The sequence below is a fragment of the Hyphomonas oceanitis SCH89 genome (assembly GCF_000685295.1).
Classification (GTDB): Bacteria; Pseudomonadota; Alphaproteobacteria; order Caulobacterales; family Hyphomonadaceae; genus Hyphomonas; species Hyphomonas oceanitis.
In genome coordinates, this window is sequence record NZ_ARYL01000054.1 from 1 (window position 1) to 13,135 (window position 13,135).

The following is a 13,135-nucleotide window of genomic DNA, read 5'->3' on the forward strand; positions in this document are numbered from 1 at the left end:
GGCGTGCCCGACTGGGCGCCGAACGCGCGCAGCGCGTCGCCGAGCATGGGTGCATCGATGTTGAACGCGACCTCACCGCCCGGCGCTGGCGTTTCGGCATGGACACCGCCCATGCCGGCTGACAGGATGATGGTTGAAGCTGCAGCGCTGAACAGCCGCGTTTTGAATAGTGACGGATTGAACATGGACCCCTCCGGATTGCCTGACCCGCGTCAGGGGTTGCCCCGGACGCTTCAGCCTGTTCAACGAGTGGGTGAGCGGAAGTGGCAGTCCAGTTTTTACCTGTCCGGGGAAGTCCGCAATCAGATCACGTTGCGCCGGGCATCTGTTTAGGATGCAATTGATACTCTCCGTTGGATGGGACGCTTGAAAAGGAACATGCCGGGCTCGAGTCTCAGCGTTTAGCTACGCAACTCTCCTTCAAACAGAAGGGGGCTGACCTCGCCTTCGAGTAAAGGCACTGCTCGAACCCTGTACCGCCACGACAACGTGTTCGAGGATGCCGGTATTGTTGGTCAACTCAATCTATTCAGACGAATCCGGTGCAGCGGCAAAACTGCCGCCAGGAGTATCTGACTCCCGTCGATCGCATGGATTGCCCCTGCTTGCCGGCCCGATTCTTGGCGCTGACTGCCCGGAAACTGTAGCCCACCTTATCGAGTATGTTCTGTGGAACGACCCGGCATCTGGCGTGATAGGCCCCGCCGACGCAGGATATGACGACGTACCGGATTGTGCCTGTGGAAAAACGAGATTCGCTCCCAAGATATCATGGATCCTATGACTGTTTCCTATGAATAAGTCTGAAAAGAACACGTTCAATGCTCTAGTTGCATACGACCGGACGGGAAATAGATCTGCTTGTTTACACATCATCGCAATTCACCTACATGGCCCTATGCGTCAGGTATGGGTACTTGTCTTTTGCATAATGTTTTCCGTCTCGGGTGCTCTTCTTCCAGTCGAGCACGCCGCCGCGCACACACGCGCAGCTGACTCCCTGGAACAGGCAAACCACGATGATCACGGCAGTGATCACGTCTTCATGCCTGTTGACGCCCAAGCAGGGGCCAGTCCGGCCCATCAAGACCATATGACTGGAGACAGCGAAGATCATGCCGCTGATCTGCACTTTGTTGGCGTGACGCTACCTTCGCCAGCTACAGCCCGTCAGTTTCCGGCATCGCAGCTGGGGTCTCGTCTGGCGATTCTGGACTATCCGGCGCCACTATTGCCTCCAGATCCGGACCCCGACCGCATCTGACATGGAACGTCGCTGGCTGCTTCCGAGCAGGCCGGCTTGTTGTTCTTTGTCAGGAGCTTGTACTTATATGTCACTCAAATATGCCGGCCTCGCGTTAGCGATGGCCTGGTCTGCGCCCCACGCGCAGGCTCAATCCAATCCGTGCGGCGCAGCAACGTCTGATCGTCAGACGCTGACACTGCCCGAAGCCACCCAACTGGCCTTGGCGGTTGACCTCAGGTCCGATGCCGCTAAATCCGAAATCGCCACCGCGCATACTGCAACAGCGATTGCTGCGCTGCGTCCGGCGGACACAGTCGCGCTCGATATTGAGGACTTTCCCGGGATCGGAATAGCGGGAGACATTGACAGCCTTCAGGTGACGGGACGGTTTTCCCGCGTCTGGGAACGCGGCGGCAAGCGCGAAGCGCGCCAAATGCTCGCCAAGCGCGGCGTGGGCGTTGCCAAAGCGTCTCTCGCGGCAGCCCGATACAGCGTCGCTGAAGAAGTTCAGATACTCTATGTGGAAGCAGCGGTCGCCCAGCAGCGGGTTGCGCTCGCCTGCGAGCGTGTGAAAATCTCGCTCGATCGCGAAGTCGCCGTCAAGAAGCGGGTTGATGCCGCCAGGGACCCGCTCCTCTCCGGTGCGCGCGCTGCGTCTGACAGAATGCAGGCGGAAGCGGATGCGAGACGCTACGCAATACAGGCGGACAATTTCCTTGCGGCGCTCGGGGCCTATTGGGGAGCGCAAGGTGAATTTCTGACTGACCCCGACTTTCTGGAAGCCCGCACATCCCTCCGCAGTGTAGATCCAGGGTCCTTGCAGTCACCGGAAATCATTCGCCTTGAAGCCAGGCGTATGGAGGCAATCTCCCGAATTGAACTTGAGCGCACCCAGGCCAAATCGGATGTGACCTGGAGCGTGGGCGTGAGGAAATACGGTATCGAGGATGACATCGCGGTTATCGGCGGCGCCTCGATACCCCTCGGCGCACATGTACGGAGTGCTGCAAGCGTCGCCCAGGCCCGCGCCGAGCAGCGTCGGATCGACATAGAAAGCCAAGCCCTTCGACAACAATTGTTACGTCGAGCCGTGCAGTACCAGCGCTCTGCTGCCAGCGCGCTCACTGAAATTGATACGATCGACGCGATGCTTCTGCCTGGTGCCAGGCGCGCGCTGGATCTTGCGACCGAAGGATATGCGCGCGGCGCGCTGTCCTATCTCGACATCATCGATGCGCAACGCACACTGACGGCGCTGCGCGAGGAACGCCTCTCTCACCTGCGAACCTATATTTTGAGCGAAACAGCATTGGCCCGTCTGACGTCAGTCAACGACACACCTGGCGTCCGCGAGGAGATACAAGAATGAAATATCAATTGCAATTTGTCTACGTCGGCATAGCGGCAGCCACCCTGGTCGCCTGCGGTGACCCCTCAAACGTGAACGCACCATTGTCCAGCCATGGAAACAATGCCGAAGCCGCCGAAGATGGTTACACCCGCGGCCCGCATGGCGGACGACTGCTTGAGGATGGTCAATACGGACTCGAAGTAACGATTTTTGAAACAGGTGTCCCTCCACAGTATCGCATCTACCCGTTCCTGGACGGCCAGCCGCTCGATCCTTCAAAGGTGGATTTGACGATTCGCCTCCACCGCCTGGGCGGGATGACAGACACGTTCAGCTTCACGCCACGTCAGGACTATCTGATGGGCGACGGCGTCGTAACCGAGCCGCATTCCTTCGACGTAGAGGTGGAAGCGCGAATTGCGAACGCAACGCATAGCTGGCGTTTTGAATCCTTCGAGGGTCGCACCAGGATTGCCGACACTGTCTCGATCGAGGCGGGCGTGGAAGTTGCGGCGGCTGGACCTGCGACCATCCGAGACGCCCTGACATTGTCCGGAGAGGTGACGCTTGCGCCGTCGGCGACCTCCGAAGTCAGGGCGACATATCCGGGTCCCGTGCGGGCCGTCAGCGCGAATGTCGGAGATACCGTCCAGCGCGGACAGACGATTGCGCGGATTGAATCCTCGAGCAGTCTGCAAGAATATACCGTCACCGCGCCACGTTCTGGCACAATTCTCGAACGCCACACCAATCTCGGTGATGTTGCTGGCACTGAAGCATTGTTCGTGATTGCAGACTTCAGCCAAATGGAGGCCTATCTGCACGTCTTTCCCCGAGACGTTTCACGCGTGAAGACCGGACAGGATGTCCGTCTCGGCGTTGCTGGCGGCGAGTTGAACGTCGACACGACGATCTCACGCTTCCTTCCAATGGCCGGGGTGAATTCGCAAACGCGTGTCGCTGTTGCGAAAATTCCCGCCGGATCCGGCCTTCAACCCGGGATGCGTCTCATGGCGGAGGTCATAACGGCCGAAACCGACGTCCCGCTCGCTGTGAGAGAAACCGGCCTGCAAAGTTTCCGGGACTTTACGGTTGTCTACGCCAAGGTCGACGAAACGTACGAGGTCAGAATGCTCGAGCTGGGGCGGCGGGATGGCGAATACGTTGAGGTGCTCGGCGGCCTTCGGTCCGGCGAGGTCTATGTCACGGAAAATTCCTTCCTCATCAAGGCGGACATCGACAAGTCTGCCGCCAGCCACGATCACTAGGGGGGCTTAAACATGCTTGCTCACATTATCGAATTCTCGATCCGCCAGCGCTGGTTGGTGATGGCTGTTGTTCTGGGTCTTGCGGGTCTCGGAATCTGGAACTTCAATCGATTGCCGATCGATGCTGTGCCGGACATCACCAATGTCCAGGTCCAGATCAATACCGAGGCGCCCGGTTACTCACCCCTCGAAATGGAACAGCGCATCACGTTCCCGATAGAAACCGCGATCTCCGGCCTGCCGGGTCTCGATTATACGCGATCCGTGTCGCGCTACGGCCTCAGCCAGGTAACCGTGGTTTTTGACGATGGATCCGACATCTACCGCGCCCGCCAACTTGTCACGGAGCGCATTCAGTCGGTCCAGGGCGTGCTGCCCGCCGGGGTCACGCCCGAGCCTGGCCCGATTTCCACGGGTCTCGGCGAGATTTATATGTACATTCTGTCCGCAGAACCCGGAGCCCTGAAGGAGGACGGCACGCCGTGGAACGCAATGGACCTGCGCACGCTCAATGATTGGGTGGTCCTTCCTCAGTTGCGCAGGGTGGAGGGCGTCACCGAAGTCAATACGATTGGCGGCTTCAAAAAAGAAATTCACATTCTGCCTGACCCGGCTGCAATGGCAGGTTTCGGCATCTCCCTCGACGACATTTTGCAATCCGTTGAGCGCAATAATGCCAATTCTGGCGCAGGTTACATTGAGAAGAGCGGAGAACAGAACCTCATCCGCGTTCCAGGCCAGGCGACGAGCCTTGATGACCTGCGTGTGATTACGATCAAGGATACCGGAATCGTCAGTGTCCGGCTTGGTGATGTCGCGGAAATTCGTGAGGGCGAAGAACTGCGCACGGGCGCCGCAACCCAGAACGGCGAAGAAATTGTGCTTGGCACAGCCTTCATGTTGATCGGTGAAAACAGCCGGACTGTGTCGGTCGCCGTCGATGCCAAGGTGGATGCGGTCCGGCCCGGATTGCCCAATGGCGTTACGATCACACCGGTCTATAACCGAACGAACCTGGTGGACGCGACGATCAAGACTGTCGAGAAGAACCTGGCCGAAGGAGCGCTTCTCGTAATCGTCGTTCTCTTCCTCCTGTTGGGAAACATTCGCGCCGCGCTGCTCACGGCCGCCGTGATTCCCCTCGCGATGCTCATGACCGTTACCGGGATGGTGGAGAACAAGGTTTCAGGTAACCTGATGAGCCTGGGTGCACTTGATTTCGGTCTCATCGTCGATGGCGCTGTGATTATCGTCGAAAACTGCCTGCGCCGGTTCAGCGAGGCTCAGCATCAGCTTGGCCGTCTTTTGACTCGCGATGAGCGCTTTTCGCTTGCCGCATCTGCATCAAGCGAAGTTATCAAGCCGTCGATCTTCGGAATTATCATCATCACTGTTGTGTACCTGCCAATCTTTGCGCTGACCGGAATCGAAGGGAAGATGTTTCATCCCATGGCGTTCACCGTGGTCATTGCCCTGACTTCGGCATTGCTGCTCTCTCTGACCTTCGTGCCCGCGGCCGTAGCCTTGCTGGTCCGTGGCAAGATCAGCGAAAAGGAAAGCTGGCTCATGCGCGGGGCCACATCGCTATATCGTCCGGCATTGAGTTTCGCATTGCGGGCACGCTACGCCATCGTGATTGCGGCATTCGTGCTGGTCGGTTTCGCTGGCTGGGGCGCCACGAAACTTGGCTCGGAGTTTATTCCGAACCTGGATGAAGGCGATATCGCGCTCCATGCACTCCGGATACCCGGTACCAGTCTCACCCAGGCAATCGACATGCAGGAAATGCTGGAACGACGGATAACAGAGCTTCCTGAAGTCGAGCGCGTTTTTGCCAAGATCGGCACCCCGGAAATCGCGACAGATCCTGTGCCGCCCAGTGTGGCAGATACATTCATTATTCTGAAAGCCCGCAAGGACTGGCCTGAACCTCGCAAACCCAAGCCACAGCTGATTGCGGAATTGCAGGCGGCCGTCGAGGAAGTCCCGGGAAGCAAATATGAGATCACACAGCCGATCGAGATGCGCTTCAACGAGCTGATCTCCGGCGTCCGTGCTGATGTTGCCGTCAAGATCTATGGAGACGATCTGGATACGCTCGCGGACCTCGCCAAATCCATTGAAGGTGTCGTGGCCAGCATACCCGGCTCGGCGGATGCCCAATCCGAGCAGGTGACCGGATTACCCATACTGTCCATCCATCCCGACCGTGACGCGCTGGCACGCTACGGGCTTGATATCGCGGACGTACAACGCGTGGCCGGAATCGCGCTCGGCGGAGAGGTCGCCGGTCAATTCTTTGAAGGGGACCGCCGGTTCGACATTGTTGTCCGGTTTCCGGAATACTTGCGGACCGATGTCCGCGCGATCGAACGCCTGCCTGTTCCCCTTCCGGAAAGCCGCAGTGGCGGGAATGGACTGATGTTCGTTCCATTGTCGGAAGTGGCACGTATCGAAATTGCTCCGGGACCCAACCAGATCAGCCGCGAAAATGGCAAACGCAAACTGACCGTAACGTCGAATGTCCGCGACCGCGATCTCGGCTCGTTCATTACAGATCTGCAGACGGAAATGGACGCCCGAACCGATCTTCCATCTGGCTACTGGATCGAATATGGCGGCACGTGGGAACAGCTTGTTTCGGCGAGCAGGCGTCTCATGATCGTTGTGCCCATCGCGCTCCTGACGATCTTCGGTCTGCTCCTGCTACTGTTTGGCACATTCAAGGATGCCGGAATCGTCTTTACCGGCGTCCCTCTGGCCTTGACCGGAGGCGTTGCGGCCCTCGCGCTGCGCGGACTACCCCTATCGATCTCGGCAGGCGTCGGATTCATCGCCCTGTCCGGAATCGCGGTGCTGAATGGCGTTGTCATGCTCAGCTTCATCAAGCAGCGTCGTGAGGCGGGTGAAGCACTGGAGCCCGCGATCTTCGACGGTGCCCTGCAACGCCTGCGACCGGTCCTCATGACTGCGCTGGTGGCCAGCCTGGGCTTTGTCCCCATGGCCCTGAATATCGGTCTTGGAAGCGAAGTCCAGCGCCCGCTTGCCACCGTTGTAATCGGCGGAATCGTGTCAGCCACCTTGCTGACGCTACTCGTCCTGCCTGCGCTTTACCGGATTGTGCATGATGGCAGACTGGTCCGAAATTCCGCATCCGCCAACAACCGGCCGGCGACAGTCGTATAAGGGCATTTCATGGAATCGTCGGATAAAACTGCATGCTGAGCATCCTTGCCAACCGAACCTATCGCCACCTCTTTGCCGCTCAGGTCATCGCCCTGATCGGAACCGGGCTTGCGACGGTTGCGCTCGGTTTGCTGGCCTTCGATCTTGCCGGGGCAAATGCAGGGGCTGTGTTGGCCACAGCCCTTGCCATCAAGATGGTCGCCTATATTGGAATTGCCCCTGTGGTCGGCGCGTTTGCAAACCATTTGCCTCGCAGGGCATTCCTCATCTCCATGGATATCCTGAGGGCGGGTGTTGCCCTCTGCCTGCCGTTCGTTGACCAGATCTGGCAGGTCTATGTCCTGATATTCGTCCTGCAATCAGCATCGGCGGCGTTCACGCCGACCTTCCAGGCAACGATCCCGGACGTCCTGCCAGACGAGAAGGACTATACACGCGCCTTGTCGCTTTCACGACTTGCCTACGATATGGAGAACCTGACCAGCCCCCTTCTGGCAGCGCTGCTTCTGACAGTCGTGAGTTTCCACGCCCTGTTCAGCGGGACAGCGATTGGATTTATGGCCTCCGCGTTCCTGGTCTTCACGACGTCTCTGCCGGCACATGGGTCTGTGTCAGCTCAGGAAAGAGTTCTGTCCCGCATGACGCGCGGCATACGAAACTATCTCGGCACCCCGCGTCTGCGCGGCATGTTGGCCGTCACGCTGTCGGCGGCCGCCGCCAGCGCCATGGTAATCGTCAATACCGTTGTCATCGTCCAGGACGGGTTGGGGCTCGACCAACAAGTCTACGCCATCACACTCGGCGCCTATGGTGCCGGATCGATGCTTGTCGCGTTGCTGCTTCCAACGCTCCTGGATCGGGTCAGCGATCGAACGGTCATGTTAATGGCGTCCGCCCTGCTTTCCGGAACCCTTTCAGTTCTGACTTTCGCCGCATTTGCATTGCCCGGCGGCCTGAGCTGGCCAACCGTACTGGGTGGTTGGCTAGTACTTGGCGCAGCCTATTCTTTGGCGATAACACCGGGCGGGCGCCTGCTGCGCCGGTCGTCGGTACCCGACAATCGCCCTGCCCTGTTCGCCGCGCACTTTGCCCTCAGCCACGCTTGCTGGCTGATTACCTACCCAGTCGCAGGGTGGGTTGGCAGCCGGTTCGGTCAACCCTTCGCGCTCGCAGCGTCCGCAGGTCTTGCCGGCGCCGGTCTGTTACTCGCTCTTCGATACTGGCCGTCGGTCGCCGATGATAGGGTTGCCCACGCGCATTCTGACTTGCCGGCGGATCACCCTCACTTGAGCGAAGGACACAAGTTGGGAGAACCGGTGCATGAATTTGTGCTGGATGATCTCCATCGACGCTGGCCCTAACCGAAACTGTGATGAAGTAAAATGTTGAAAGGAACGAACATGATAAACATCTCCGCAAAGCCAGATGGCCGCGCCGACGGTAAATACCCGGTGCCATGTACCCCGGGAATGCTTGCCCTGCTCGGTGCGCTGGTTAGTTTTGGTGGCTGCACATCTGCCAACAACATTCTCAAGCCGGCGAATGCCGAGCGAACCGCAATCATAGAACAGGCTTGCGGGCCCTATCCGGTCTCCGGCCTCAAGAGCGGCGAGTCTCCGCGAAAGATCCGGTACCGGATCTGCAGGCGCTCGACCATTCAGACAATCGACGCAAAGCCAGAAACCGCAAATGACTCGTAACCTCCAAGTCATCAATCCAGGCCGCTTTTCAAGAACATCCCTCTTTCGGGTCGCTGCGGTTATGCTGGTCTCGTCGCTCCTCATTGGTGACGCATTCGCGCATGCGGTCGCAGAGGGTGACAAGGGATACATACAAGAGATCACAGGTGTGAATCTGGTCGCGTTTCTCTATCTAGGCGCCAAGCACATGATGACAGGTTATGACCACATCCTCTTTCTCCTCGGTGTCATCTTCTTTCTCTACAGGATGAAGGATATTGGCATTTATGTCAGCCTGTTCGCCGTTGGCCACTCAACGACAATGCTGGCAGGTGTGTACTTCAATATCGGCATCAACAGCTACCTCATCGACGCCATCATTGGATTGTCGATTGTGTACAAGGCGCTCGACAATATGGGTGCCTATCAGCGCTGGTTCGGAATTCAGCCAAACACCAAGGCGGCAACTCTGATATTCGGCTTTTGCCACGGACTCGGACTATCGTCCAAGATACTTGATTACCGGATTTCTCCTGATGGTCTTTTGCCCAACCTGCTGGCCTTCAATGTCGGGGTTGAACTGGGGCAGCTCCTGGCGCTCGGCGCGATCCTGATCGTGATGGGATTTTGGCGGCGCACACCCAGTTTTCTCAAACACGCCTATACCGCGAACATGGTGGTGATGGCCGCTGGCTTCCTGCTTATCGGCTACCAACTCACCGGCTACTTCGTCTCATAAGAGGATCCAGGTATGTACAACACAGATATGCCCACGCGTGCCGAACTTCCCAGTAGTGCCCGGCTTTTGCGCTCTACCCTGATCGCTGTGACCACCGCTGTCGCTCTGCTCGCTACCGTCATCCTTCCCGCAGAATATGCCGTTGACCCTACCGGGATAGGGGGGATATTGGGTCTTACGCAGATGGGAGAAATCAAACAGCAGCTCGCCGACGAGGCAACAGCGGATTTGGTTGTCGAAGCACCCGAACAGGAGCTTGCGGCGCAGCTGGGCGAGATCGTTCCGGACAGTGCGACCCAGGTCACAAGTCCCGACTGTGCGGATTCCGCACTCGCTTCGGTGACCGACGCTGAAAATACAGCCTGGCGTGACGAAGTCAGTCTTACGCTCGGGCCAGGGGAATCGGCAGAAATCAAACTGGTGATGAAAAAGGACGATACAGCCAGTTACGAATGGACCGTCGATCAGGGAAACCTGAACTCAGACCTCCATACCGATGGTACAGACGGCAATACAGTCAGCTATCGACAGGGGCGCGCTGAAACCAGCGACACAGGCGAGCTGACCGCTGTCTTCGATGGGGCGCATGGTTGGTACTGGCGCAACCGGAGTGATCTGTCTGTAACCGTAACGCTGCGGGCCCGGGGTGCATACAGCGAATTGAAGAGGATGCTTTGAGAGCAAGTTCGTTCCAGGTGCCAACCGATACCAATCGATTGTCAATCCATGGCCCCTCCCCCAAGCAACCAATCGCGTAGCAGAACATGCTATACAGTCCTCTGTGAGCCTTGTCCCTAATAGCCAGAATGGCCTGCCCTTCGAGGTGGTCCACGCGCCGTCCGGCGCGAAGGTTTCGTTCAGGCCCGGCGCGGCGCGCCCGGCAACCAGCGCCTCGGAACACAGGATGGACGTGCTTGACGGAGCGCCGAACCCGCTGCGCGCCGCCTGACATGCCTGCACCATTGATGAACGCACCCTCCGGCGTTTCGCCCTGGACACTGCGCATCCTGAAACGCCAGGATGATGGATGCTGGCGCCGCGCTGAACAGCCGCGTTTTGAATAATTTATTGTTGAACATGGCCCCTTCCGGATTGCCTGACCCGCGTCAGGGGTTCGCCCCGGACGCTCAGACTGTTCATCGAGTGGGTGAGAGGATGTGGCAGTGCTTTGTTTGCTCGTTCCGGCCCACCCTGGCCATGCCGGCCTGTCCAGCGCGTTTGGCAGGGGAAGCGAGGGCCAGAGGCATCGCTGCGAGACGGAATGTCTGCGCTTGTGATCCGGACACGTATTAGCGTCTTGACGCCGATCTCGCGACTCGCGCACGCCGCGGACACTGAACGCTCAAATTGCACCCAAATGCTTAACAAGGCGGACACCCTGACTGCCTATGCATGTCGGGGCGGAATCCAAACCATAAACGAAACACTTTCTGAAATGCACACACGTTTTCGAGACACTTTGCGGACAAAATCCCTGCGATTTTGGGTGACCCTGGGGATGCTTTTCGCCCTCGCACCGATCGCGCTCTCAGCCGGTGGCGGGTACGTCTTGTTGAATCACGGCGTGATCGCTCCCTTCCAGGACGTGGCCGAGCGCCAGAGAGACCAAATTGCTCCGGCCCAGAATTTGCGCCTGCTCATCTGGGACAGCCTGATCCCTGTCGATGAATACCTGCAGGACAGCGACCCGGTGCATACGGACACCTATCGCAATATCCGCGGACAGGTCGAAGTGGCATTTTCCGAGCTCATTTCGGCATTGGACGGCACGCCTCAAGCCCGCGGGCTCGTCGAGCGCGCCAGGGACAACTGGACGGTCGCAGACCAGCATGCGACCGAATTGCTGTCAGTGGTCGGATTGCCGGGAGATAGGCATGTCATCGAAACACAGCAGCGTTTCCATGGCAGCGTCGTCACCACGACCGACCTGCTGGCCGCGACATATACCCAGATCAGCCAGGCCATCATGGACGATCATGATATGGTCAATCGCTCCTATGAGAGATCGATGTGGCTGGCGGGCATCGCAGGCGGCCTGTCGCTCCTGTCGATTGCTTTCGGCGTCGTGATGATAGGCCGGGTCCTGTCGCAAAGCGTCGATCGTCTGGTCGATGGCGCGATCCGTTTTGCAGATGGCGACCGCCTGCACCGGATAAATGTCAGCGTTCCGCCTGAACTCCACCGCGTCGCTGTCGAATTCAATCTCATGATCGGGCGCATACAGGCGTCCGAGGAAGCCCTTGCCGAACTGGCCCTTCAGGACAGTCTGACCGGACTTGCAAACCGGCGTGCCTTTGATGGCGCGCTGGATGACATGTGGTCCCGGCATCAGCGATTTGGCGAGCCCGGAGCGCTTCTCGCGATCGACCTGGATCATTTCAAGCAGGTCAATGACACATATGGGCATGCCGCTGGCGACGAGGTCTTGCGCTCAGTGGCCAGTGTGATGAGGCACTGCCTGCGTCCCTCCGACAAGGTCTTCCGCGTCGGCGGGGAAGAGTTCAGTGTTCTCTTGCCCAGGACGGGTCTTTCCCAGGCGCACGAAACCGCCGAACGGCTGCGGCGCGCCATCGGGGCAAAAGCAGTCCAGTCAAATGGGAATATCATTACCCCGACGGCCAGTATCGGCCTGGCAGTGATGTCATCTGATGTCGACCAGAGCGCATTCGTCGCGCGGGCAGATACCGCCTTGTACGAGGCCAAGAGATCGGGCCGGAACCGGCTTGTCATCAATCACGGCAAGGGCATTGCCCTCGCCGTATAGGGCTCACTTGCCGATGCAGGGCCAGGTGCATAGCGTTGCCGATGCAGCGCTTGCGCCCGGCTTCGCAACTCGGTCAGCGCGCCCCGCGCATGTGATCCGGCCAAATATCATTCGATTTGGGTGCATCAGGCATCCTGACCCGCAGGTTCTACCGAGTCGGCAGACGAGGACTGCAGGGATGTTTCCCTAAGCCGCGCTGGCGACCAGTTTTGCGAGCTTTGCGGCAAAGAATCTTGCGCTCCAGAGATCGAGCGATTTCAGCTCATCCGGACGCAGGAAGCGGCGGACATCGGTTCGCGCGACCTCCCAGTCCACCTTGTCAATCCGGTCTCCGAGCGCACGGGTCAGCCAGGCTGTGTCGACCTTCAGGTCCGTCTGGCCACGCCAGGGGCCGAACTGGATGAGCGCGGCCTGAAGGTGCGCCAGGTTCGGGAACACGCCCCTGGCCACATACCAGGAGAAATCATACCAGTCCCGGCCTTTCAGGTATTCCCGGCAGAGCAGCGCATGGATCTTCAGGGCAAAATTCGACGCGAGGTCCTGGTGGCGCACCTCATGGTCTGTCGGAAAATCAAGGAACGTCCAGGTATCAGTGGAGAAGGCCGGGGGCTCGACATCGATCTCGAGCTTGATCCTGATTTTCTGGTCAGGCTGGCGGTCTGAGAATGCCAGGTCAAGTTGGCCGGCGATCGATGTGTCCTTGATCAGCGCAGCACGAATACGCTTGTCCATGTCCCCCTTCGGTTTCGCCTCGGGGCGAATACCAAACGTGGAAAACGTGTCCATCAGGGCGTCCAGATAAGGGGTCCAGTTGAATGTCCGGTCCGGTGCCAGGAGCATGAAGTCAAGATCCTCGGAAAACCGTGGCAATCCATGGAGGATGCGCAGGCTCGTGCCGCCCT

12 protein-coding genes are annotated in these 13,135 nt (G+C 58.7%); 10 read left to right on the forward strand and 2 right to left on the reverse strand.

All coding sequences use genetic code 11. The features are described 5' to 3' along the window. The coding region (locus tag HOC_RS19025) for a hypothetical protein (RefSeq protein ID WP_035541527.1) at positions 1-185 on the reverse strand (185 nt) is incomplete at its 3' end. Between the two features lie 608 nt (positions 186-793). On the opposite strand from HOC_RS19025, the gene HOC_RS22265 reads away from it, so the two are divergent. From HOC_RS22265 to HOC_RS21580, 10 genes are all read left to right on the forward strand, one after another. Beyond that, positions 794-1,264 (forward strand): hypothetical protein, encoded by a 471-nt coding sequence (locus tag HOC_RS22265; RefSeq protein ID WP_155839373.1) that lies wholly within the window; start codon positions 794-796, stop codon positions 1,262-1,264. Positions 1,265-1,331: 67 nt separating this feature from the next. After that, positions 1,332-2,615 carry a TolC family protein gene (locus HOC_RS19035; RefSeq protein ID WP_034742796.1) on the forward strand — a complete coding sequence of 428 codons (1,284 nt, stop codon included), beginning with the start codon at positions 1,332-1,334 and terminating at the stop codon, positions 2,613-2,615. Continuing rightward, positions 2,612-3,865 (forward strand): efflux RND transporter periplasmic adaptor subunit, encoded by a 1,254-nt coding sequence (locus tag HOC_RS19040; RefSeq protein ID WP_034742794.1) that lies wholly within the window; start codon positions 2,612-2,614, stop codon positions 3,863-3,865. Before HOC_RS19035 ends, HOC_RS19040 begins: the two co-directional genes overlap by 4 nt. Positions 3,866-3,877: 12 nt before the next feature. Continuing rightward, positions 3,878-7,051 carry an efflux RND transporter permease subunit gene (locus HOC_RS19045; protein WP_034742789.1) on the forward strand — a complete coding sequence of 1,058 codons (3,174 nt, stop codon included), beginning with the start codon at positions 3,878-3,880 and terminating at the stop codon, positions 7,049-7,051. Between the two features lie 32 nt (positions 7,052-7,083). Next, positions 7,084-8,412 (forward strand): MFS transporter, encoded by a 1,329-nt coding sequence (locus HOC_RS19050; protein ID WP_034742787.1) that lies wholly within the window; start codon positions 7,084-7,086, stop codon positions 8,410-8,412. A gap of 39 nt (positions 8,413-8,451) precedes the next feature. Beyond that, entirely contained in the window at positions 8,452-8,751 is a 300-nt protein-coding gene (locus HOC_RS19055; RefSeq protein WP_035541531.1) for a hypothetical protein, read from the forward strand. 61 nt (positions 8,752-8,812) lie between these two features. Then, positions 8,813-9,469, forward strand: a complete 657-nt coding sequence (locus HOC_RS19060; RefSeq protein WP_335594544.1) for a HupE/UreJ family protein — start codon at positions 8,813-8,815, stop codon at positions 9,467-9,469. Positions 9,470-9,481: 12 nt separating this feature from the next. After that, positions 9,482-10,147, forward strand: coding sequence for a hypothetical protein (locus HOC_RS19065; RefSeq protein ID WP_034742776.1), 666 nt, complete (start codon positions 9,482-9,484; stop codon positions 10,145-10,147). 103 nt (positions 10,148-10,250) lie between these two features. Continuing rightward, a complete protein-coding gene (locus tag HOC_RS22270; protein WP_155839372.1) occupies positions 10,251-10,418 on the forward strand; it encodes a hypothetical protein in 168 nt (55 codons plus the stop codon). Between the two features lie 549 nt (positions 10,419-10,967). After that, positions 10,968-12,233, forward strand: a complete 1,266-nt coding sequence (locus HOC_RS21580; RefSeq protein ID WP_051625116.1) for a sensor domain-containing diguanylate cyclase — start codon at positions 10,968-10,970, stop codon at positions 12,231-12,233. Positions 12,234-12,419: 186 nt separating this feature from the next. Here HOC_RS21580 and HOC_RS19075 read toward each other — a convergent pair. Next, a partial coding sequence (locus HOC_RS19075; protein WP_035541535.1) for a nucleotidyl transferase AbiEii/AbiGii toxin family protein occupies positions 12,420-13,135 on the reverse strand: 716 nt, incomplete at its 5' end.